The 20,311-nt window shown below is 69.7% G+C and carries 22 protein-coding genes and 1 pseudogene; 10 read left to right on the forward strand and 13 right to left on the reverse strand.

Annotation, left to right across the window (positions count from 1 at the left end; all coding sequences use genetic code 11):
* Positions 1-171: pseudogene (locus tag AC1DXV_RS10400) on the reverse strand (amino acid transporter); the annotation flags it as partial.
* 95 nt (positions 172-266) lie between these two features.
* Here AC1DXV_RS10400 and AC1DXV_RS10405 point away from each other — a divergent pair.
* The 3 genes from AC1DXV_RS10405 (at position 267) to AC1DXV_RS10415 (ending at position 2,208) form a co-directional block, all read left to right on the forward strand.
* Positions 267-1,187 carry a LysR family transcriptional regulator ArgP gene (locus AC1DXV_RS10405; protein WP_477933478.1) on the forward strand — a complete coding sequence of 307 codons (921 nt, stop codon included), beginning with the start codon at positions 267-269 and terminating at the stop codon, positions 1,185-1,187.
* Between the two features lie 104 nt (positions 1,188-1,291).
* Complete coding sequence (locus AC1DXV_RS10410; RefSeq protein WP_477864632.1) at positions 1,292-1,507, forward strand: hypothetical protein; 216 nt, start codon at positions 1,292-1,294, stop codon at positions 1,505-1,507.
* Positions 1,508-1,620: 113 nt separating this feature from the next.
* Positions 1,621-2,208 (forward strand): hypothetical protein, encoded by a 588-nt coding sequence (locus tag AC1DXV_RS10415; protein WP_477864633.1) that lies wholly within the window; start codon positions 1,621-1,623, stop codon positions 2,206-2,208.
* 12 nt (positions 2,209-2,220) lie between these two features.
* Here the strand turns inward: AC1DXV_RS10415 and AC1DXV_RS10420 are convergent, their stop codons facing one another.
* Genes AC1DXV_RS10420 through hutC form a run of 3 tightly spaced genes read right to left on the reverse strand, consistent with a single transcriptional unit; the run spans position 2,221 to position 4,544 of the window.
* Entirely contained in the window at positions 2,221-2,988 is a 768-nt protein-coding gene (locus tag AC1DXV_RS10420; RefSeq protein ID WP_477864634.1) for a metallophosphoesterase, read from the reverse strand.
* 4 nt (positions 2,989-2,992) lie between these two features.
* Positions 2,993-3,766 carry a UPF0149 family protein gene (locus AC1DXV_RS10425; RefSeq protein ID WP_156154970.1) on the reverse strand — a complete coding sequence of 258 codons (774 nt, stop codon included), beginning with the start codon at positions 3,764-3,766 and terminating at the stop codon, positions 2,993-2,995.
* Positions 3,767-3,821: 55 nt separating this feature from the next.
* Positions 3,822-4,544 carry a histidine utilization transcriptional repressor HutC gene (hutC, locus tag AC1DXV_RS10430; protein WP_477864635.1) on the reverse strand — a complete coding sequence of 241 codons (723 nt, stop codon included), beginning with the start codon at positions 4,542-4,544 and terminating at the stop codon, positions 3,822-3,824.
* A 74-nt stretch (positions 4,545-4,618) separates the two neighbouring features.
* Between hutC and hutH the strand changes: the two genes are divergently transcribed.
* The 3 genes from hutH (at position 4,619) to AC1DXV_RS10445 (ending at position 7,912) form a co-directional block, all read left to right on the forward strand.
* Positions 4,619-6,127 (forward strand): histidine ammonia-lyase, encoded by a 1,509-nt coding sequence (gene hutH / locus AC1DXV_RS10435; protein ID WP_477864636.1) that lies wholly within the window; start codon positions 4,619-4,621, stop codon positions 6,125-6,127.
* Positions 6,128-6,285: 158 nt separating this feature from the next.
* Entirely contained in the window at positions 6,286-6,636 is a 351-nt protein-coding gene (locus tag AC1DXV_RS10440) for a hypothetical protein (protein WP_477864637.1), read from the forward strand.
* The gene (locus tag AC1DXV_RS10445; protein WP_477933480.1) at positions 6,626-7,912 is read left to right on the forward strand and encodes a type II toxin-antitoxin system HipA family toxin; all 1,287 of its coding nucleotides are present in this window, start codon (positions 6,626-6,628) and stop codon (positions 7,910-7,912) included. Before AC1DXV_RS10440 ends, AC1DXV_RS10445 begins: the two co-directional genes overlap by 11 nt.
* Here AC1DXV_RS10445 and AC1DXV_RS10450 read toward each other — a convergent pair.
* The 3 genes from AC1DXV_RS10450 to AC1DXV_RS10460 are packed head-to-tail and all read right to left on the reverse strand — an operon-like array spanning position 7,896 to position 10,419.
* Complete coding sequence (locus tag AC1DXV_RS10450) at positions 7,896-8,699, reverse strand: ABC transporter ATP-binding protein (protein WP_477864639.1); 804 nt, start codon at positions 8,697-8,699, stop codon at positions 7,896-7,898. The genes AC1DXV_RS10445 and AC1DXV_RS10450 overlap by 17 nt on opposite strands.
* Entirely contained in the window at positions 8,696-9,469 is a 774-nt protein-coding gene (locus AC1DXV_RS10455; protein WP_477933482.1) for an ABC transporter permease, read from the reverse strand. The genes AC1DXV_RS10450 and AC1DXV_RS10455 overlap by 4 nt, the downstream gene beginning before the upstream one ends.
* Positions 9,466-10,419, reverse strand: coding sequence for an ABC transporter substrate-binding protein (locus AC1DXV_RS10460; protein ID WP_477864641.1), 954 nt, complete (start codon positions 10,417-10,419; stop codon positions 9,466-9,468). Before AC1DXV_RS10460 ends, AC1DXV_RS10455 begins: the two co-directional genes overlap by 4 nt.
* A 99-nt stretch (positions 10,420-10,518) precedes the next feature.
* On the opposite strand from AC1DXV_RS10460, the gene hutG reads away from it, so the two are divergent.
* Positions 10,519-11,337 carry an N-formylglutamate deformylase gene (gene hutG, locus AC1DXV_RS10465; protein ID WP_477864642.1) on the forward strand — a complete coding sequence of 273 codons (819 nt, stop codon included), beginning with the start codon at positions 10,519-10,521 and terminating at the stop codon, positions 11,335-11,337.
* On the opposite strand, the gene hutI is transcribed toward hutG, so the two are convergent.
* The 5 genes from hutI to AC1DXV_RS10490 all read right to left on the reverse strand — a co-directional run bounded on the left by hutI (position 11,284) and on the right by AC1DXV_RS10490 (position 17,223).
* Complete coding sequence (gene hutI / locus AC1DXV_RS10470; RefSeq protein ID WP_477864643.1) at positions 11,284-12,507, reverse strand: imidazolonepropionase; 1,224 nt, start codon at positions 12,505-12,507, stop codon at positions 11,284-11,286. The two genes, hutG and hutI, sit on opposite strands and share 54 nt — an antisense overlap.
* A complete protein-coding gene (locus tag AC1DXV_RS10475; protein WP_477864644.1) occupies positions 12,504-13,889 on the reverse strand; it encodes a formimidoylglutamate deiminase in 1,386 nt (461 codons plus the stop codon). Before AC1DXV_RS10475 ends, hutI begins: the two co-directional genes overlap by 4 nt.
* Positions 13,886-14,461, reverse strand: a complete 576-nt coding sequence (locus AC1DXV_RS10480) for a HutD/Ves family protein (RefSeq protein WP_477864645.1) — start codon at positions 14,459-14,461, stop codon at positions 13,886-13,888. Before AC1DXV_RS10480 ends, AC1DXV_RS10475 begins: the two co-directional genes overlap by 4 nt.
* Positions 14,461-16,176 carry a urocanate hydratase gene (gene hutU, locus AC1DXV_RS10485; protein WP_477864649.1) on the reverse strand — a complete coding sequence of 572 codons (1,716 nt, stop codon included), beginning with the start codon at positions 16,174-16,176 and terminating at the stop codon, positions 14,461-14,463. Before hutU ends, AC1DXV_RS10480 begins: the two co-directional genes overlap by 1 nt.
* A 111-nt stretch (positions 16,177-16,287) precedes the next feature.
* Positions 16,288-17,223, reverse strand: coding sequence for a LysR family transcriptional regulator (locus AC1DXV_RS10490; protein ID WP_477864646.1), 936 nt, complete (start codon positions 17,221-17,223; stop codon positions 16,288-16,290).
* 141 nt (positions 17,224-17,364) lie between these two features.
* Here AC1DXV_RS10490 and AC1DXV_RS10495 point away from each other — a divergent pair, with 141 nt between their 5' ends.
* The 3 genes from AC1DXV_RS10495 to AC1DXV_RS10505 are packed head-to-tail and all read left to right on the forward strand — an operon-like array spanning position 17,365 to position 18,187.
* The gene (locus AC1DXV_RS10495; protein ID WP_477864647.1) at positions 17,365-17,598 is read left to right on the forward strand and encodes a hypothetical protein; all 234 of its coding nucleotides are present in this window, start codon (positions 17,365-17,367) and stop codon (positions 17,596-17,598) included.
* A gap of 51 nt (positions 17,599-17,649) precedes the next feature.
* Positions 17,650-17,907: a hypothetical protein gene (locus tag AC1DXV_RS10500; protein WP_047508272.1), complete on the forward strand. Its 258-nt coding sequence runs from the start codon at positions 17,650-17,652 to the stop codon at positions 17,905-17,907.
* Positions 17,908-17,950: 43 nt separating this feature from the next.
* Positions 17,951-18,187, forward strand: coding sequence for a hypothetical protein (locus AC1DXV_RS10505; RefSeq protein WP_047586737.1), 237 nt, complete (start codon positions 17,951-17,953; stop codon positions 18,185-18,187).
* Positions 18,188-18,253: 66 nt separating this feature from the next.
* On the opposite strand, the gene AC1DXV_RS10510 is transcribed toward AC1DXV_RS10505, so the two are convergent.
* Positions 18,254-20,119: a phosphoenolpyruvate carboxykinase (GTP) gene (locus AC1DXV_RS10510; protein WP_477864648.1), complete on the reverse strand. Its 1,866-nt coding sequence runs from the start codon at positions 20,117-20,119 to the stop codon at positions 18,254-18,256.
* Positions 20,120-20,311 lie beyond the last annotated feature (192 nt).

Consider the following 20,311-nt stretch of genomic DNA (forward strand, 5'->3'; position numbering starts at 1 on the left):
CAGCAGGATCAGCAGCCAGTCGGACGCGGTGCACAGCGCGACCACCGGGCCGACATGCGTGCGCGCCAGCCCCTGGCGCAGCACCAGCGCGTTCTGGGCGCCGATCGCGAMGATCAGGCCGGCGGTCATCAGCCAGCCTTGGGCGAATGCGGCGGAGAGGTCGGGGGTCATGGAATTCGGGGCGTGCTGTGGCCGTCGGATTGTCGGCACAGTGGACGAAGTCATGAAGAAGGATTCATATTTCTCGGCTTGCATTAGGATGACTTATGAAAGACCTGGACCCCGCCGCGCTCGACGCGCTGGCCGCGCTGGCCGACACAGCGAGCTTCGAGCGCGCCGCGCAGCGGCTGTCGATCACGCAATCGGCGGTGTCGCAGCGCTTGCGCACGCTGGAGCTGCAGGTCGGCCAGCCGCTGGTGGTGCGCTCGCGCCCGCTGCGGCTGACCGAGCCCGGCAAGCTGCTGCTGCGCTTTGCCCGCCAGCTGCAGGCGATGCGCGCCGACCTGGCGCATGAGCTGGGCGATGCGCCGCCCACCGACCAGCGCCTGCCGATCGCGGTGAACGCCGACAGCCTGGCGACCTGGGTGCTGCCGGCGCTCGACGCGCTGGTGCACGAGGGCCTGTCGCTGGAGCTGGTGGTCGACGACCAGGACTTCACGCACGACTGGCTGCGCCAGGGCGCGGTGCTCGGCTGCGTCACCAGCGTCAGCGAGGCGTTGCGGGGCTGCAGGGTCGTGCCGCTCGGCGCGATGCACTACACCGCGGTGGCGAGCCCCGGCTTCATCGCCGAGATGCTGCCGCAGGGGCTGACGCGGGCCAACTTCGCGCAGGTGCCGTTCCTGATCTTCAACCGCAAGGACGACATGCAGCAGCAGTGGGTGGCCCAGGCCTTCGGCGTGCGCGAGCCGCGGCTGCGCGAGCGCCACGTGCCGTCGTCCGAGGCCTACCTGCGGGCGGCGGCGATGGGCTGGGGGATCGGTGTCGTGCCGGAGCTGCAGGCGCGGTCGCTGCTCGACAGCGGCGCGCTGGTGGCGGTGCGGCCGGACGACCGGCTGCCGGTGCGGCTGCACTGGCACCAGTGGAAGCTGGGGCCGGACGGCGCGGCGCCGTCGGCGCGCGTCGGCCTGCTCGACCGGGTCGGCGATGCGCTGCTGGCGGGCGCGCGCACGGCGCTGGACGTGACTTGAACCACGGCGGCGCGAACTGCACCGTTCGCGTGCCTCATTTCGGGCTTCAGCACCAGCCGCTTGCATCCGACACTGAATGTCACAAGCACTCGTGGAGCGACATCATGAACCTGGCATCCGGATGGTCCTGGCTGGCGTCGCTGGCCACGCGCCGCGCGCCGCGCCAGGTGGAACCCGAGGCAGCCGACTACGGCACCGCCTTCGGGCTCGACATGAGCCTGTCGCCGCCACACGACAGCGAGTTCGATGCGCTCTCGCCCGGGGCGACCGCGCCGGCGCCGCTGCAGTGGATGAGCCGCATCACGCACCGCGGCCGATGAACGTCGCGCATCTGCCCTGATCGTTTCCTGCCGGGATCGGCTTCAGATGGCGCGGAACCTTGTGGTCGCGGCGAGCCACTCAATGGCGCCGTTCCACTTCCCGCGCCGGAGCCATGAATCCCCGCAATTTGCAGCAAGTTGGCAAGAAATTCAAAAGAATCTTCCAGAAAAACAAGTCTGCAAAGGATGAGCTTGGCTTGCCTGGCCAAGTCAAAGACCAACGATTGCAAGCGAGAGTCGGGCTGAATCCTTTCGACCTCCCGTGGAGTGGGCAAGAGAGGTTGGCTATTGCACTGATCTTGAGGAAAACGAGTCCCAGTCTTCCGAAAGAGTTGCGAAGCGCAATCATCGACTTCGCAAGCAAGCCCAAATTCCTCAAGGACTTTGGAATCGACCTGGACACGGCGAGAGAGGTCGAACGAGTTCTCGATCAAAACCCCGCGTTGAAGTCCGCAATGAGTGACTTTCCAAACGTCATCAAGGGATTGTTGGGAAGCGACTCCTCAACGGCTCCAAAGTACTTGAAGGACTTCGATGACACCGCTGCAAAGGTACTGGACAGTCCCGCTGCTCAAGAGGTACTCAGGCCCTGCGTCGAGACGGATATCGAAGTAATTCGCACAACAACGAAACACGATCAGTTCAAGGCCGCAACCAAGTTCATGGGCCGACTTGCCGCCTTCGGAATCAAGACGAATTGAGGCGTCGCCAGGTCAGACCTCGATCACCCGCAGCCCGTCATAGCCGGCGCTCTCGCCGCGCTTCGTATGCCCGCGCGCGTTGCAGACGACGCGCGTGACGCCGCCCGCATGCGCCACCTCGTAGTCGTGCCGGCAATGCACATGGCCGTGGATCCACAGGTCGGCATGCGGCAGCAGGTCGTCGTCGGCATTGCAGAAGCTGGCCGTGCCGGCCTGGCTGCCGTAGCGCGGGTCGCCGCTGCGCAGGCTGGGGCCGAAGTGGGTGATGACGACCGTCGCGTCGGCGTCGCTCGGTTCGGCAAGCGCCGCGGCCAGCCAGGCGCGGCAGGCGAGCGCTTCCTCGCGCACCTGCGGCGCGGCGAAGACCTCGCCGTTCAGCGTCGAGCGCTGCACCTTCATGAAGTACGAGCCGGCGCGCATCGATTTCTCGCGCTGCGCCGGCCCGAAAAGGTCGAAATCGCACCAGCGCACCGTGCCGGCGAAGCGGATGCGGCGGCCGTCGGCGCCGGTGCGCAGGCAGGTCTCGCGTTCCAGCATCGTGATGCCGAGCGCGTCGCAGCGCGCGCGCAGGGCCGGCCAGGTGTCGTTCAGCTCGCGGCCGTCGAACTCATGGTTGCCGGCGACGAAGACGATCGGCACCGGCCAGCCGCGGAAGGCGTCGAAGGCCTTCCAGGTGCTGTCGATGTCGCCGGCCAGCACCAGCAGTTCGGCCCCGGGTGCCGGCTCGGGCGTGAAGGTCTCGGTTTCCTGGTGCAGGTCGGACAGGAGCTGGAGCTTCACTGATTCAGGTGGCGCCGTGGCACTGCTTGAACTTTTTGCCGCTGCCGCATGGGCACGGGTCGTTGCGGCCGACCTTGGGCGTCTCGCGCTTGACCGTCTCGACCTTGTAGCGCGCATCGCGCGTCAGGTCGGACAGCTCGGCGACGGTCGTGACCATCTCCTCGATCGCGTCGTCCAGCGTCGTCAGCGGGTACTCGCGGTCCAGCGTCGCGACGACCTCGCGCTCCTCGTCGGTCTCGGCCGGCAGGTGGCGGTACAGCCGGGCCAGCGCGGTCATCACCTCGTCCTGGGGCAGCTCCATCAGGTCGGGGAAGCAGATGGCGGCGTGCTGGAAGCCGGCCACCCACGGCATCAGCGGCTGTGACACCTCGGCCAGCCCTTCCATCGGGTCGACCTCGCCCTCGGCCAGCGGGGCCGGCGGGTGCTCGTCGTCGAACTCCAGCACCAGCGGGTTGAACCAGCCGTCCTCGACGATCGCGCGGTTCAGCGCGGCGTAGCGGCGCAGCACCAGCGCGCTGGTGCGCTCCAGCCAGGCGGCGTCCACGTCGTCGGGCAGTGGCTGGCCGTCGAAATCGAACACATGCGGCAGCCAGGTGGCCGGCTCCAGCAGCACCGGCTGCACCAGCACGCCGCAGAGGAAGCCGTCGAGCATCACCGCGTCGACCGGCTGCAGCGGCTCGGGCGTGGCCGCCAGCAGGTCGTCGAGTTCGGCGAACTCGGCATCGGTCAGGTCGTGGGCGGGCGGCAGCGAGGCGGGCAGGGCGGTGGGGGCGGGCATGGCAGGTCTCTTGAACAATCGATCGAGCCGGGATTGTCGTCTGATCAGCGGGCGATCACGACTTGCCGGCCGAGAAACTGCCGATGAGCCGGTAGCGCGCCCCAGGATGCACCAGCCGCGCCACCGACGCGACGATGCCCTGCGACAGCGTGCGCCGCGACACCTGCAGCAGCGCGCTGCCGACCGGCACGTCGAGCAGCCGGGCCTGCTCGTCGGTCGCGAGCACCGCCTCGACCACCTGCTCGGCCTCGGTCAGCGGCGCGTGCTCGAACAGCACGTGCGACGGCGTGACCTGCGTGAAGTCCTGTGCCAGCAGGTCGGGCGCGAGGGCCGGGTTCACGTGCCGGTCCTCGTACTGGATCGGCACGCCGTTCTCCAGGTGCACCAGCCGGCAGCGGATCACCGCCGCGCCCTTGCGCAGGCGCATCGCGGTGGCGATCTCGGCGCCCGCCTTCACGCGCTCGACGCCGCACACCCGCGTCGTGTGGCGGTGGCCGCGCTCGACGATCTCGTCGTGGATGTCGCGCACCTGCAGCAGGTTGGAGATCGGGTGCAGCTCGGCCACGTACGAGCCCGAGCCCTGGCGGCGCTCGATCAGCCCCTCGTCTTCCAGTTCGCGCAGCGCGCGGTGCACCGTCATGCGGGCGCAGCCGAACTCCTGCACCAGCTCGCGCTCCGACGGCAGCTTCACGCCCGGCTGCCAGCCCCCCTCGGCGATGCGGTGTCGGATCGAGTGCTTGACTGCCTCGTAAGGCAGCGTCTTGTCGCCGGATTTCATGGGGGCGATCTTACCCCTGTGCTAAAGTTGTCTAGACCACTTTGCGGCGTTCCGCCGCGTGAGCGAGGACCCCCATGACGACGCCTGCGCACCTGATCACCCCCGGCCAGCTCGACAAGGCGATGCTGCTCGATGCGGCCGCCGGCGGGGCCCGCTTCACGATCGCGCCGTCGGCGCGGGCCGGCATCGAGGCGAGCGTGCAGGCGGTCGCGACGCTGATGTCGCGCCATGAGCCGGTCTACGGCATCAACACCGGCTTCGGCAAATTGGCGCAGACGCGCATCCCCGACGACCAGCTGGCGCAGCTGCAGAAGAACCTGGTGCTGTCGCACAGCGCCGGCATCGGCCAGCCGATGGCCGCGCCGGTGGTGCGGCTGATGCTGCTGCTGAAGGCCGCCAGCCTCGCGCATGGGGTGTCGGGCGTGCGGCCGCAGGTGATCGATGCGCTGCTCGCGCTGCTGGCGGCCGACGTGCTGCCGGTGGTGCCGGAGAAGGGTTCGGTCGGCGCCTCGGGCGATCTCGCGCCGCTCGCCCACCTGAGCGGCGTGCTGATCGGCATCGGCGAGGCCTTCGTCGACGGCAAGCGCGTGCCGGCATTGCAGGCGCTCGCGCATGCCGGCGTCGAGCCGCTGGTGCTCGGCCCGAAGGAGGGCCTCGCGCTGCTGAACGGCACGCAGGCGTCGACCGCGCTCGCGCTCGTCGCGGTGCAGCGGCTCGAGCGCATCTTCGACGCGGCGATCGGCATCGGCGCGATGACGGTCGATGCGGCCAAGGGCGCCGACACGCCGTTCGACGACCGCATCCACAAGGTGCGCGGCCAGCCCGGGCAGCGCAAGGTGGCGGCGAGCTTCCGCGGCTGGCTGGCCGGCAGCGCGCTGCGCCAGTCGCACCTCGATTGCGACAAGGTGCAGGACCCGTACTGCCTGCGCTGCCAGCCGCAGGTGATGGGCGCCTGCCTCGACCAGATGCAGCATGCATGGAACGTGCTGCTGACCGAGGCGAACGGCGTCTCCGACAACCCGCTGGTGTTCGCCGACACGCTGGAGGCGCTGTCCGGTGGCAACTTCCATGCGGAGCCGGTGGCCTTCGCGGCCGACAACCTGGCGCTGGCGATCGCCGAGATCGGCGCGCTGTCCGAGCGCCGCACCGCGATGCTGATGGACCCGGGCATCTCGGGGCTGCCGGCCTTCCTGGTCGAGAACGGCGGGCTGAACTCCGGCTTCATGATCGCGCAGGTGACGGCGGCGGCGCTCGCTTCCGAGAACAAGTCGCTCGCGCATCCGGCGAGCGTCGACTCGCTGCCCACGTCGGCGAACCAGGAAGACCACGTGTCGATGGCGACCTACGCCGCGCGGCGCCTGCACCAGATGCTGGACAACACGGCGGGCATCGTCGCGATCGAATGGCTGGCCTCGGCCCAGGCGCTCGATTTCCACCGGCCGCTGCGTTCGTCGCCGGCGCTGGAGTGCCTGCACGCGCGGCTGCGCGAGCGGGTGCCGTTCCTGAAGGAAGACCGGCTGATGGCGCCGGACATCGAGGCGGCTGTCGACATGGTCGAGCACGCAGGGATGGGGATGCTCTAAAAATAGAACGCTACCTGTGCTTCTGGTGCTTATTAGCCTAAATTTAGGCTGATAACTGATCAGCCTTGGTGTCGTCACCGTGATAGTCTAGTGTTAGTCTGTTGTTGCCAAGAAATGCTGGCAAAAGGCTGTTTTTAGGCTTTTACGAGGGGTTCACCATGGGCCTGGATCACCTGACCGACAAGGAGGTCGCTCTGCACCTTGCGCAGCGGCTGCGCGCGTGGCGCATCGACCCCGATGCGGCCGGCATGACGCTCGATGAGCTGTCGCAACGCAGCGGCATGGGGCTGACCCCGTTGAGGCGCTTCGAGAAGACCGGTGGCATCACCTTGCGCAACCTGATTGCGCTGATGCGCGCGATGGGGCTCCTCGACCGGCTGGGAGAACTGGTCCCGACCCCCGAAGGACCTGGCCCGCTGGACCTGCTCGAAGCCGAACAGGCCAAGCCGGTCCGCCAGCGCGCACCGCGGCGCTCCAGCGCCAGCCTCGGGCTGAAACATGGCCAGTGACCTCCGTGTCGTCGAGGTCCGGCTGTGGGGGCAACAGGTCGGCGCGGTGGCGGCGCTGCGCGGCAAGCCCGGCTTCTTCGAATTCCAGTACAGCGCCGATTTCGCGCGTTCGGGCCTCGAGCTGTCGCCGCTGCAGATGCCGCTCAGCCCACGCCGGCGCTACAGCTTTGCCGGGCTCCCGCAGGACACCTACTTCGGATTGCCCGGGCTGCTGGCCGACGCGCTGCCGGACCGCTTCGGCAACGCGCTGATCAACGAATACCTGGCGCGGCGCGGCATCGCGGCTTCGGACATCACGACCTTGCAGCGCCTCGTGTACGTGGGGCGCCGCGCGATGGGCGCGCTGGAGTTCGAGCCGGCCGTGYGTGACCGCGACTCGGCGCAGGCCGCGGCGCCGCTGCAGATGGCGAGCCTCGTCGAGGACGCCCGGCGGGCCCTGCGCGGCGAGTTCTCCGAGGTCGCGCAAGACATCATCGACGTCGGCAGCTCCGCGGGCGGCGCCCGTGCCAAGGCCGTGATCGGCTGGAACGCCGAGAGCAACAGCATCGTGTCGGGGCAGTTCGAGCTGCCGGCCGGGTACGAGCACTGGCTGCTGAAGTTCGACGGCGTGGGCGACGACGGCCAGCTCGGCGCCGCGGCTGGCTTCGGGCGCATCGAGTACGCCCACCACCGGATGGCCATCGACGCCGGCATCGAGATGAGCGACTGCCGGTTGCTGGAAGAAGGCGGGCGGGCGCACTTCATGACCCGCCGCTTCGACCGCGTCGGCAACCGCAAGCTGCATGTGCATTCGCTGTGCGGCCTGCAGCACCTGGACTTCAACACACCCTACGTGCACGGCTACGAGCAGTTCTTCCGCACGATCCTGTCGATGAACCTCGGTGCCGCGGCGATGGAGCAGGCGTGGCTGCGGTGCGTCTTCAACGTGATGGCGAGGAACTGCGACGACCACACGAAGAACCTCGCGTTCCTGATGGACGAGTCTGGCGCGTGGTCGCTGGCGCCTGCCTACGACCTCTGCTTCGCGCACAACCCGGCGCCGGGCAAATGGACGCGCCAGCACCAGATGCTGGTCGCGGGCAAGGGCGAAGGCATCACGCGCGCGGACCTCGTGCAGCTGGGCGACCAGTTCGGCATTCGCCAGCCCGGTCACCACATCGACCGGCTGGCCGATGTCTTCGCGCAATGGCCGGCCTACGCGCAGCAGGCCGGCGTGCCGCCGCCCGAGGCGACGCGCATCGCCGGCCTGCAGCAGCGCCTCACGCCCGGCCCGTGACGTCGGCCATCCCGGCCGCCTTGATGCTCTCGGCCCGGATGTCCTCCGTCAGCTGCGCCTTCAGCTCCGAAAAGCGCGGCGTTGTCTTCACCGTGTAGTGCCTTGGGTACGGCAGGTCGATCGCCAGCTCGGTCTTGATGCGGCCCGGCCGCGCACTGAACACCGCGCAGCGGTTGCCCATGAAGATCGCCTCGTCGATGTCGTGCGTGACGAACAGCACCGTCTTGCGGTGCTGCTGCCAGATCGACAGCAGCAGCTCCTGCATCAGCGCGCGCGTCTGGTGGTCGAGCGCGCCGAAGGGTTCGTCGAGCAGCAGGATCTTCGGGTCGTTGGCCAGCGCTCGCGCGAGCGCGACGCGCTGCTGCATGCCGCCCGACAGCTGCTTCGGGTAGTGCGACTCGAAGCCCGCCAGCCCGACCTCGCCGATGAAGCGCTGCGCGATCTCGCGCTGCTGCGCGTCGGGCAGGCCCTTCTCGCGCAGCCCGAAGCAGATGTTCTGCCGCACCGTCAGCCACGGGAACAGCGTGTAGCTCTGGAACACCATGCCGCGGTCAGCGCCCGGGCCGCGCACCGGCTCGCCGTCGAGCAGCACCTGGCCGGTGCTCGGCTCGTCGAGGCCGGCCACGATGCGCAGCAGCGTCGACTTGCCGCAGCCTGACGGGCCCAGCACGGTGATGAAGTCGTTGTCGGCCACGTCCAGGTCAGTCGGCTGCAGCGCGAGCGTCGGGCTGCCGCCGTGCACACCGGGGAAGCTGCGGCCCACGCCGCGGATCGACAGCCGGCTCACAGCGCAGCCCAGCGGAAGAGGCGGCGGTTCAGCCGCTTGAACCCCAGGTCGGACACCAGCCCGATCACGCCGATCGTGATGATGCCGAAGATGATCTGGTCGGTGGCGAGCAGCGCCTGGCTGTCGGTGATCATGTGGCCGATGCCGCTCGACGCGCCGATCAGCTCGGCGACGATCACGTAGGTCCAGGCCCAGCCGAGCACCAGGCGCAGCGTCTCGGCCACCTGCGGCGCCGCGGCCGGGATCAGCACGYGGCGCACCACGCCCCAGTCGCGCGCGCCGAGCGTGTAGGCCGCCTCCACCAGGTCGCGCCGTGTCTGGCCCACGCTCACCGCGATCATCAGCACCAGCTGGAAGAACGAGCCGAGGAAGATCACCGCGAGCTTCTGCGCCTCGCCGATGCCGGCCCACAGGATCAGCAGCGGAATGAAGGCCGAGGCCGGCAGGTAGCGCGCGAATGACACGAACGGCTCGAAGAACGCCTCGACCGGCTTGTACGCGCCCATCGCGATGCCCAGCGGCAACGCGAGCAGGGCCGCGATCACGAAGCCGCCGATCACGCGCCACATCGTCATGCCGATATCGTGCGCGAAGCCCTGCTGCGCGAGCAGGTCCCAGCCGGAGCGGACCATCGTCAGCGGGTCGGCGAGAAAGGTCTTCGAGACGAAGCCGCCCAGCGTCGCGACTGCCCAGCCGGCGACGAACAGCACGAAGAACGCGACCCCGAGCGCGATGCGCCGCCCGGGTTCGACCTGCTGCAGCGGCTTCACTGGATGAAGCTGGTGTCCGACAGCGCCTTCAGGTCGGGGATCTGCTTGATGCTGCCGATCTCGAGCAGCAGCTCGGCCGCCTCCTTGCTGAACGGCTGCAGCACGCTGGTGAAGAAGCGCTGGTTCGCCGCGCGGTCCTGCCAGCGCAGGTAGGCCTGCGACTTCTCGAAGGCCTCGCCGCTCTGCTTCACGTCGGCGCCCATGATCTCGAACGACTTCTTCGGTTCGGCGCGGATCATCTCCAGCGCATCGAAGTAGCTGTCGGCCAGCGCCTTCGCGGCCTTCGGGTTCTCTTTCAGGAACTTCGGCGTGCAGCCGAAGGTGTCCATCACCATCGGGTAGTCGAGCGTGGTCGCGATGATCTTGCCGGCCTCGGGCCTGGCGCGCACCGTCGACAGGTAGGGCTCGTAGGTCATCGCGGCATCGAGGTCGCCGGCGTTCGCGACGAACGCGTTCGCGGCCGCCTGCGGCTCCAGCGTGACGACCTTCACGTCCTTCACCGACAGCCCGTTCTTCTTCAGCATCCACGCGAGGCCGAAGTACGGCGCGGTGCCCGGTGCCGAGGCGGCGACCGTCTTGCCCTTCAGGTCGGAGATCTTCGCGATGTGGTTGCGCACCACCATGCCGTCGGCACCGAAGCTCTTGTCGAGCTGGAAGATCTGCGTGGTCGCGACACCGTTGGCGTTCCACACCACCCAGGTCTCGACGGTGGTGGCCGCGCACTGCACGTCGCCCGAGGCAATGGCGAGGTGGCGGTCTTTCTGCGGGATCTTCTTGATCGACACGTCGAGGCCATGCTTCTTGTAGATGCCGGCCTCCTTCGCGAGCGTCAGCGGCGCGAAGCCGGTCCAGCCGGAGATCGCGATCGCGACGGGCGTCTCCTGCGCCGCGGCAGGCGAGACCGCTGCCGCCGACACCAACAAACCGACCAAGGCACGCACTGGATTCATCACTGCTCCTGCGAGAAGGGGGAAGGTGTCGGACATGATGCAAGCCCTGTGCCGGGCAGTCTACACTCGGTTCCCCGGTTGTCTAGGCCACTTCCACCCATGGAATCCAGCACGCACGCACCGACGGTCGCACTCTCGCGGGGCAGCGTTCCGCTGCTCGTCTCGTTCCCGCACGCCGGCACCGACATCCCTGCCGACATCGCGGCCCGCATGACGCCCGACGCGCTGCTGCGCGCCGACACCGACTGGCACCTGCCGCTGCTCTACGACTTCGCGGCGCAGATCGGCGCGAGCACGCTGGTGCCGCGGATGTCGCGCTACGTGATCGACCTGAACCGCCCGCCCGAGGACACCAACCTCTACCCCGGCCAGGACACCACCGGGCTGGTGCCGCGCGACACCTTCCGCAAGCAGCCGCTGTACCTGGCGGGGCAGGAGCCCGACGCGGCCGAGGTCGAGGCGCGGCGCGAGCGCTTCTGGCGCCCGTACCACGTCGCGCTGCGCGGCGAGCTGGAGCGGCTGCGCGATCTGCATGGCGTGGCGGTGCTGTGGGACGCGCACTCGATCTCGAGCGTGCTGCCGCGCTTCTTCGAAGGCAAGCTGCCCGACCTGAACCTCGGCACCGACGAGGGGCGCGCCTGCGCACCGCGCGTGCAGGCGGCGGTCGAAGCGGTGCTCGCCGGGCAGCGCGGCTACACGCAGGTCAGCAACGGCCGCTTCAAGGGCGGCTACATCACGCGCCACTACGGCGAACCGGCGCGCGGCGTGCATGCGCTGCAGATGGAGATGTGCCATGGCACCTACATGGACGAGCCGGCGCCGTTCGGCTTCCGGCCCGATCTCGCGGCCGGCGTGCGGCCGCTGCTACAGCGGATGCTGCAGGCCGCGCTCGACACCGCGGTGGAAGCAGGCGCGTAGCGGGCTCGCGCCGATCGCGTAGCTCAGCGCGGCCGGGTGGTCGACGTCCCACAGGCAGAGGTCGGCCTGCCTGCCGACCTCGACGCAGCCGTTCGTGGCCGCCAGGCCCAGCGCCTGCGCCGCGTGCCGCGTGACGCCGAGCAGCGCCTCGGCCGGCGTCATCCGGAACAGCGTGCAGGCCATGTTCATCATCAGCGGCAGGTGGGTGCCGGGGCTGGTACCCGGGTTGCAGTCCGTCGCGACAGCCATCGGCACGCGGTGCCGGCGGAACAGTGCGATCGGCGGCGCGACGGTGTCGCGCAGGAAGTAGTACGCGCCTGGCAGCATCACCGCCACGGTGCCGGCGCGTGCCATCGCGATCACGCCTGCCTCGTCGACATGCTCCAGGTGATCGGCGGACAGCGCGCCGAAATCGGCCGCCAGCGTGGCGCCGTGCTGGTTCGACAGCTGCTCGGCATGCAGCTTGACCGGCAGGCCGTGGCGTTGCGCCGCTTCGAACACGCGTTGCGTCTGGGCCGGCGTGAAGCCGATCGTCTCGCAGAATGCATCGACCGCATCGGCCAGCCCGTCGCGTGCAATGGCCGGCAGCAGGTGGTCGACGATCTCGTCGATGTACGCATCGGCGCGGCCTTCGAACTCCGGCGGCAGCGCGTGCGCGGCCAGCAGCGTGGTGCGCACATCGATCGGGAAGCGCTCGCCGAGCCGGCGCGCCACCTGCAGGCACTTGCGCTCCGCATCGAGCGACAGGCCGTAGCCGGACTTGATCTCGACGGTCGTCACGCCGTGGCGCATCAGCTCGCGCAGCCGGCGGGCCGAGGCCTCGAACAAGGCCTCGGGCGATGCGTCGCGCGTCTGCCGCACGGTGGAGCGGATGCCGCCGCCGGCCCGCGCGATCTCTTCGTAGCTCGCGCCCTGCAGCCGCAGCTCGAACTCGCGCGCGCGGTCGCCGGCGTAGACGAGGTGGGTGTGGCAATCGATCAGGCCGGCCGTCAGCAAGGCGCCGCCGGCATCGCGTTCGGCGCGCGGCCGCAGCCCGGCCGGCAGCGCGGACATCGGGCCGACGCGCTCGATGCGCCCGTTCGCGATCGCGACGAAGCCCGGCGCCGACGGTGCACAGGATTCATCCAGCCCGTCGACGATGCGCGCATTGGTCAGCAGCAGGTCGGTCATCGGTGCTCCAGCAGGTGGGTGCGCGCGGCGATGAAGGCCTCGGCGGCGCGCCCGGCGCTGGCATGCTGCCCCTCGTGCACGCGCTGCCGGCCGGCCACCCACACGTCGCGCACGCCGCGGGTGCCGTGCGTCGCGAACACGTGGCTCGCGAGACGTTGCGAGGCGCTCAGGCCGGCGTCATCGAACGCGCTGAGGTGCACCAGGTCGGCCTGCTGGCCCACACGCAGGCCGCCGATCGAGCGGCCGCTGGCGCGTGCACCGCCGGCCACCGCCGACAGCCACATCGCATCGGCCACCTGCGGGTGCGCGGCGCTCGCGAGCACGTTGCGGCGCTGCTTCGTCAGCCGCTGGCCGTACTCGAGCAGGCGCAGCTCCTCGGCCGCGTCGACGCAGGCGTGGCTGTCGGAGCCGATGCCCCACAGGCCGCCATCGGCGATGAAGGCCTCGGCATCGAACACGCCGTCGCCGAGGTTGGCCTCGGTGCTCGGGCACAGGCCGGCCACCGCGCCACTGCGCGCCAGTGCGCGCCGCTCGGTGGCATCGAGGTGGGTGGCGTGCACCAGGCACCAGCGCGCATCCACCGCCGCATGCGCCAGCAACCACTGCACCGGCCGCTGGCCGCTCCACGCGAGGCAGTCGTCGACCTCGCGCTGCTGCTCGGCCACGTGGATGTGCACCGGTGCGCTGGCGTCGGCGCCATGCAGGCCGCCGAGCAGGTCGCGCAGCGCCTCGGGCGGCACGGCACGCAGCGAATGCGGCGCCGCGCCGACGCGCACGCCGTCGTGGCGCAGCCGGCCGATCAGCGACAGCAGGCCGTCGACGCTGTTCAGGAAGCGGCGCTGCTCCGCCAGTGGCGGCTTGCCGCCGAAGCCGCTCGCCTGGTACAGCACCGGCAGCATCGTCAGGCCGATGCCGGCTTCGCGCGCGGCGGCGACCAGGCGCAATGACATCTCGGCCGCATCGGCGTGCACGCGGCCGTCGGGTTGGTGGTGCACGTAGTGGAATTCGCAGACCGCCGTGTAGCCGGCCTGCAGCATCTCGATGTAGAGCTGCGTCGCGATGGCCTGCAGCGCATCGGGCGTCAGCGATTGCGCGAAGCCGTACATCAGCGCACGCCAGCTCCAGAAGCTGTCCTGCTCGGCGCTGCGGTGTTCCGTCAGCCCGGCGAAGGCGCGCTGGAACGCGTGCGAATGCAGGTTCGGCAGGCCGGGCAGCAGCACGCCGTCGACGCGCCCGGTGCCGGCTGGCGGCGGCAGGCCGGCCTCGACGCAGGTCAGCGTGCCGGCGTCGTCCCACTGCAGCAGCACGTTGTCGGCCCAGCCCTGCGGCAGCAGCGCGTGGTGCGCGAACAGCGATCCGGTCGGGGTCTCGGACGCGCTCATGCCGCGGGCTCCAGCTGCACGAGCAGCGCACACGGCGCGTCACCGGCGCACTCGAGGGCGAGCGCGGGCATGCCGTCGCGCCACAGCCAGGCCTGCAAGGGCCCCAGCCCGCGTGCGCCGTCGGACCAGCGGCCGAGGCTCGCGAGCAACAGCCCGGCCGAGGCCGGCTCGGTGCGCACGGCGCCGCGCAGCGCGCGCACGTCGGCGCGCCAGCGGCCGCGCCGCACCATCACGTTGAAATCGCGGCACGGGCCGTCGAACAGGCTGGCGTTCAATGCAGCATCGCCGGAGAAGTGGAAGGGCTCGTGCGCGCGGGCCAGCCGCTCATCGAGCCGGCCATCGGCCGAGTGCAGCCGCATGCCGGCACCGCGCAGCAGCACGATGCAGCGGTCGACGCCGGGGAACGCGGAGAACGGCGCATCGCGCTCGACCTCGGCGACGCTCAGGCGCCAGTCGAAATCGGCCGTGGCATCGCGGGGCTGCACGGCGAGCTCGCGCGTCAGCCCGGCGCCGTTGCGCCACGCCACGGCGGGCAGCGACTGCAGGTCCAGCGTCTCGCTGCGCCCGCTCATCAACGCCCGACCATCGGCAGCTTCAGGTGCTGGGCCTGCGCCGTCTGCACCGCCAGCTCGTAGCCGGCGTCGGCATGGCGCATCACGCCCGAGCCGGCGTCGTTGACGAGCACCCGCGCCAGCCGCTTCGCGGCCGCGTCGGTGCCGTCGGCCACGATCACCATGCCGGCGTGCTGCGAATAGCCCATGCCGACGCCGCCACCGTGGTGCAGCGACACCCAGGTCGCGCCGCCCGAGGCATTCAGCAGCGCGTTCAGCAGCGGCCAGTCGGACACCGCGTCGGTGCCGTCCTTCATGCCCTCGGTCTCGCGGTTCGGGCTCGCGACCGAGCCGGTGTCGAGGTGGTCGCGGCCGATCACGATCGGCGCCTTCAGCTCGCCGCTGCGCACCATCTCGTTGAACGCGAGGCCGGCGACATGGCGCTCGCCGAGCCCGAGCCAGCAGATGCGCGCCGGCAGGCCCTGGAACGCGATGCGCTCGCCGGCCATGTCGAGCCAGCGGTGCACGTGCGCGTTGTGCGGGAACAGTTGCTTGATCTTCGCGTCGGTCTTGCGGATGTCTTCCGGGTCGCCCGACAGCGCCACCCAGCGGAACGGCCCCTTGCCCTCGCAGAACAGCGGGCGGATGTAGGCCGGCACGAAGCCGGGGAAGTCGAACGCGTTCTTCACGCCCTGGTCGAACGCGACCTGGCGGATGTTGTTGCCGTAGTCGACGGTGGGCACGCCCATCGCATGGAAATCGAGCATCGCCTGCACGTGCACCGCGCACGACTGCACCGCGGCCTGCTTCAGGCGCTCGTGCTGGTGCGGGTCGCGCTGCGCATCGCGCCACTGCGCGACGCTCCAGCCGGCCGGCAGGTAGCCGTTGATCAGGTCGTGCGCCGAGGTCTGGTCGGTGACCATGTCGGGGCGGATGCCGCCGGCCTGCGCGCGCCGCACCAGCTCGGGCAGCAGTTCGGCGGCGTTGCCCAGCAGGCCGATCGACACCGCCTCGCGCTTGGCCGTGTGCTGCTGGATCAGCGCCAGCGCGTCGTCGAGGTCCTTCGCCTGCTTGTCGAGGTAGCGCGTGCGCAGCCGGAAGTCGATGCTGCTCTGCTGGCATTCGATGTTCAGCGAGACGGCGCCGGCGAAGGTGGCGGCCAGCGGCTGCGCGCCGCCCATGCCGCCGAGGCCGGCCGTCAGCACCCAGCGCCCGGCCAGCGTGCCGCCGAAGTGCTGGCGGCCGGCTTCGGCGAAAGTCTCGTAGGTGCCCTGCACGATGCCCTGGGTGCCGATGTAGATCCACGAGCCAGCCGTCATCTGGCCGTACATGAAGAGGCCCTGCCGGTCGAGCTCGTTGAAATGCTCCCAAGTGGCCCACTTCGGCACCAGGTTGGAGTTCGCCAGCAGCACCCGCGGCGCATCCGGGTGCGTCTTGAACACGCCGACCGGCTTGCCCGACTGGATCAGCAGCGATTCGTCGTCTTCCAGCTCGCGCAGCGACGCGAGGATCTGGTCGAAGCAGGCCCAGTCGCGCGCCGCGCGGCCGATGCCGCCGTAGACCACGAGTTCTTCCGGGCGCTCGGCCACCTCGGGGTCGAGGTTGTTCTGGATCATGCGGAAGGCCGCCTCGGTGAGCCACGACTTGCAGCTCAGCGTGCTGCCGCGCGGGGCGCGCACGACGCGGCCGGGGGCCGAGCGGGCGGCCTGTGCCGCGGCGTGGGCCACGGTCTTCATGTCGGTGGTGGAGTTCATCGGCGGCCTCGGGCGTGGGAGTGTCGAGCAGGATGCGGATAAGTGGTCTAGACCACTTTGCGCAGGATGCCGGGAGTCGGCCCGCCCGTCAAGTCACTCGGTGGCCGACTGCGCCGCATCGACCAGCCGCGCCCGCAGCCACTGGTGGGCGCTGGCCCGGTCGTGCCGCATGTGCCACAGCGCCTCGACGTGGATGCCGGCCAGCGGCAGCGGGATCGGCCGCTGTACCAGCTTGTCCTCGTAGCCGGTGGCGGCGATGAAGGTGCGGGGCAGCACCGTCAGCAGGTCGCTGCGGGCGACCACCCGGCCGGCGGTGAAGAACTGGTTGACCGTGAGCACGATACGCCGCGTGCGGTGCAGCTGCGTCAGCGCCTGGTCGACCAGCCCATGCGGCCGGCCGGAGAAGCTCACCAGCAGGTGGTGCGCCTCGCAGAAGCGGTCCAGCGTCAGCTCCTCGTCGGCCAGCGGATTGCCGCGGCGCATCACGCAGACGTATTCGCTGTCATACAGGCGCTCATGGTGGATCGGGCTGGCGCTGCCCTGGGCGACCAGGTTGGCCACCGCGTCGGGAAAGTAGCCGACCGCGAAATCGACCTCGCCRCGTTCCAGCAGCGGCCGCGGGTCGCGGGTGGTCAACGGGATCACCCGCAGGTTGGCCAGCGCCTGGCCTTGTTCGATCTGTTGAACGAGGGAGGGCATCAGCATCGCCGCGGTCGCATCCGCCATCGCGAGTCGGAAGTTCGCCACATCCTTCTGCGGGTCGTAATCGCCCGGCGCGAAGGCCTGGCGCAGGGCTGCCAGCGCCGCCTGCACCTCCGGCCACAGCTGCTCGGCACGCGGCGTGGGCTTCACCCCGAACGATGTGCGAGTGAGCAGTTCCTCACCGACGGAGTCCTTCAAACGCTTGAGGGCGTTGCTGACCGCCGGTTGGGTGAGCGCCAAGCGCTCGGCCGCACGGGTCAGGTTGCCCTCCGCCATCACCGCGTCAAACACGCGCAGGAGGTTCAAGTCAAGTGTGCGGAAATTCATGTTTGCTACTCCTCGACACCGGGATATCACGGCTGTGTATATCACTGATTCACAGCTTTCAGTAGCCAACCCCTGGGGTAAACCCTAGGATTGCGGCATGCGAGGTCGAAAACGATTTCGCGAGTCTTGAAAGGACGTTCCATGAACCCCGTGATCAGCCTGAATCTCCCGCAAGTGCCCACCGGCGCCGTCGCGTCCGGTTCGGCATCGCACGACGTGTGGGGCCGCATCGGCCGCCGCGTCTGGGCCTCGTTGGAAGCCGCCGGCCAGACCCGCGCTCGTCCCGAACTGCTGGCGCTGGCCAGCCGCTACGAAGCGTCGCAGCCCGAACTTGCAGCCCAGCTGCGTTCCATGGCTTCCGTTCGCCAGCGCTGACCGACCTCCCCCGAATTCGCCACAAGCGACCCCAACCCCGAAGGAAACACGATGACCACGACCACGATGGACCTGCAAGTCCCCCAACAACGCACCGCCCCGCGCCTGGCCGCGCCGTTTGCCGCTGCTTTCGCCGCGCTGCTGAACGCCCTGAAGCCCGCCGAGCGCGTGAACGTGGAAGAGAACCAGGCCGCCCGTGAGGCCGCCGACGTGCGGGCGATGGCTCGCCAGTACCTGAAGACCGACCCCGGCTTCGCTGCGGACCTGTTCGCGGCCGCCGACCGGCACGAAGAGCTGTACGGCAACTGAACCGATGCCGCTGCCACGGGCGGCGGCACACACCGAGACCACCATGAACCAGTCGACTTTCTTCGCTGACTCGCAAGCCTCGACGGCTTTCGTCCAGCGCATTTCGGACGCTTACGCGTTCGCCACCGCGGCGCTCGCGAACCTGCTGAGCCCCGCCGCCGAGAGCCCGGCCGAAGCCGCGAGCCGCCTGCGCTCGCTGGCCGAGGCCTACAGCGACGGGCAGCCGAGCTACGCCGCCGACCTGCGCGCCGCGGCCGACCGCGCCGACGCCGAGGTCTGAAGCCTTCGCGCTGATACAAGAAAGGCCCGCATCAGCGGGCCTTTTTCATGGGCGCACGGGATCGCGTCAGGCCGCCAGCCGGGCCTCGATGCGCGCCTTCGTCGCGGTGAGCTCCGCCGGCAGGTGCCAGGCGAGCTGCTTGAACAGCTCGTCGTGCAGCGACAGCTCGGCCCGCCAGGCGCTGGCGTCGACGCCGGTCACCTGGTCGTACTGCGCCGCGCTGAAGTCCAGGCCTTCCCAGTTCAGGTCCTGGTAGCTGGGCGTCACGCCGAACACGTTCTCGCGGCCTTGCGCCCGGCCTTCGACGCGCTCGAGCATCCACTTCAGCACGCGCATGTTCTCGCCGTAGCCTGGCCAGACGAACTTGCCGTCGGCACCCTTGCGGAACCAGTTCACGCAGAAGATCTTCGGCAGCTTCGCGCCGCGGGCCTGCAGCTTCGCGCCGAGCGACAGCCAGTGCTGGAAGTAGTCGCTCATGTTGTAGCCGATGAACGGCAGCATCGCGAACGGGTCGCGGCGCACCACGCCCTGCTGGCCGGCCGCGGCGGCGGTGGTCTCGCTGCCCATCGTGGCCGCCATGTAGACGCCTTCGGTCCAGTCGCGCGCCTCGGTGACCAGCGGCACGGTCGTCGAGCGGCGGCCGCCGACGATGATCGCGTCGATCGGCACGCCTTCGGGATCGTCCCAGGCCGCGTCGAGCGCCGGGTTGTTGGTGGCCGGCACCGTGAAGCGCGCGTTCGGGTGGGCCGCCTTCGCGCCGGTCTCCTTCGCGATCGCCGGGGTCCAGCGCTTTCCTTGCCAGTCGGTCAGCTGGGCCGGCGGGACGTCGGTCATGCCTTCCCACCAGACGTCGCCGTCGTCGGTGAGCGCGACGTTCGTGAAGATCACGTCGCGCTTCAGGCTCGCCATGCAGTTGAAGTTGGTCTTCTCGTTGGTGCCGGGCGCGACGCCGAAGTAGCCGGCTTCCGGGTTGATGGCGCGCAGGCGGCCGTCGGCGGCCGGCTTGATCCACGCGATGTCGTCGCCGATGGTGGTGACCTTCCAGCCCGGCAGGCCTTCCGGCGGGATCAGCATCGCGAAGTTGGTCTTGCCGCAGGCGCTCGGGAACGCAGCGGCGACGTGGTGCTTCTTTCCCTCGGGGCTCTCGACGCCGAGGATCAGCATGTGCTCGGCCAGCCAGCCCTCGTCGCGGCCCATCGTGCTGGCGATGCGCAGCGCGAAGCACTTCTTGCCCAGCAGCGCGTTGCCGCCGTAGCCGGAGCCGTAGCTCCAGATCTCGCGCGTTTCGGGGTAGTGGACGATGTACTTGGTGGCGTTGCACGGCCACGCGACATCCTTCTGCCCCGGCTCCAGCGGCGCGCCGACGGTGTGCATGCACGGCACGAACTCGCCGTCGGTGCCCAGCACGTCGATCACGGCCCGGCCCATGCGCGTCATGATCTTCATGTTGACGGCGACATAGGGGCTGTCGGAGAGCTCGACGCCGATGTGCGCGATCGGCGAGCCGAGCGGGCCCATGCTGAACGGCACGACGTACATCGTGCGGCCCTTCATCGCGCCGCGGAACAAGGCGCGGTCACCGGTCTGCAGCAAGCTGCGCATCTCGGCCGGCTCCATCCAGTTGTTGGTGGGGCCGGCGTCTTCCTTCTTCGCGCTGCAGATGAAGGTGCGGTCCTCGACGCGCGCCACGTCGCTCGGGCTGCTGCAGGCGAGGTAGCTGTTGGGGCGCAGCTCGGGGTTCAGCTTCTTGAAGGTGCCGGCGGCCACCAGTTGGGCGCAGAGCCTGTCGTACTCGGGGGTGCTGCCGTCGCACCAGTGCACGTCACGGGCTTCGGTCAGCGCGGCCATCTCGGCCACCCAGGCCATCAGCCGGGCGTGTTTGACGTAGGCGGGCGCGTTCAGGCGCAAACCCTCCATCGCGGGTCGGTTCATCGTGGGCTCCAATCATCAAAGTCAAAGTGCGGGATCGGGCGAACCTCGGGGCTCGCCCCATACCGCAAGGGCACGGCGGCAGGGCATGGCGGCAGGAACAGGCGGTTTCATGCCGGATGGGCAATCCGCGTGCCTCCACCGGGCAAGGCATTGTCGCGCCACTGTAATCTCGCCGTAACTGCCGCGAACCGG

This window comes from Rhizobacter sp. P3_C12, assembly GCF_056402735.1.

Excerpts from the sequence above, each read along its gene's own strand:
- AC1DXV_RS10410 (WP_477864632.1), top strand. The coding sequence starts at position 1,292 with ATGAACCTGGCATCCGGATGGTCCTGGCTGGCGTCGCTGGCCACGCGC.
- hutG (WP_477864642.1), top strand. The coding sequence starts at position 10,519 with ATGGAATCCAGCACGCACGCACCGACGGTCGCACTCTCGCGGGGCAGC.
- AC1DXV_RS10440 (WP_477864637.1), top strand. The coding sequence starts at position 6,286 with ATGGGCCTGGATCACCTGACCGACAAGGAGGTCGCTCTGCACCTTGCG.
- AC1DXV_RS10510 (WP_477864648.1), bottom strand. The coding sequence starts at position 20,119 with ATGAACCGACCCGCGATGGAGGGTTTGCGCCTGAACGCGCCCGCCTAC.
- hutI (WP_477864643.1), bottom strand. The coding sequence starts at position 12,507 with ATGACCGACCTGCTGCTGACCAATGCGCGCATCGTCGACGGGCTGGAT.
- hutH (WP_477864636.1), top strand. The coding sequence starts at position 4,619 with ATGACGACGCCTGCGCACCTGATCACCCCCGGCCAGCTCGACAAGGCG.
- AC1DXV_RS10495 (WP_477864647.1), top strand. The coding sequence starts at position 17,365 with ATGAACCCCGTGATCAGCCTGAATCTCCCGCAAGTGCCCACCGGCGCC.
- AC1DXV_RS10460 (WP_477864641.1), bottom strand. The coding sequence starts at position 10,419 with ATGAATCCAGTGCGTGCCTTGGTCGGTTTGTTGGTGTCGGCGGCAGCG.
- AC1DXV_RS10405 (WP_477933478.1), top strand. The coding sequence starts at position 267 with ATGAAAGACCTGGACCCCGCCGCGCTCGACGCGCTGGCCGCGCTGGCC.
- hutU (WP_477864649.1), bottom strand. The coding sequence starts at position 16,176 with ATGAAGACCGTGGCCCACGCCGCGGCACAGGCCGCCCGCTCGGCCCCC.
- AC1DXV_RS10475 (WP_477864644.1), bottom strand. The coding sequence starts at position 13,889 with ATGAGCGCGTCCGAGACCCCGACCGGATCGCTGTTCGCGCACCACGCG.
- AC1DXV_RS10480 (WP_477864645.1), bottom strand. The coding sequence starts at position 14,461 with ATGAGCGGGCGCAGCGAGACGCTGGACCTGCAGTCGCTGCCCGCCGTG.
- AC1DXV_RS10425 (WP_156154970.1), bottom strand. The coding sequence starts at position 3,766 with ATGCCCGCCCCCACCGCCCTGCCCGCCTCGCTGCCGCCCGCCCACGAC.
- AC1DXV_RS10505 (WP_047586737.1), top strand. The coding sequence starts at position 17,951 with ATGAACCAGTCGACTTTCTTCGCTGACTCGCAAGCCTCGACGGCTTTC.
- AC1DXV_RS10415 (WP_477864633.1), top strand. The coding sequence starts at position 1,621 with ATGAATCCCCGCAATTTGCAGCAAGTTGGCAAGAAATTCAAAAGAATC.
- hutC (WP_477864635.1), bottom strand. The coding sequence starts at position 4,544 with ATGAAATCCGGCGACAAGACGCTGCCTTACGAGGCAGTCAAGCACTCG.
- AC1DXV_RS10500 (WP_047508272.1), top strand. The coding sequence starts at position 17,650 with ATGACCACGACCACGATGGACCTGCAAGTCCCCCAACAACGCACCGCC.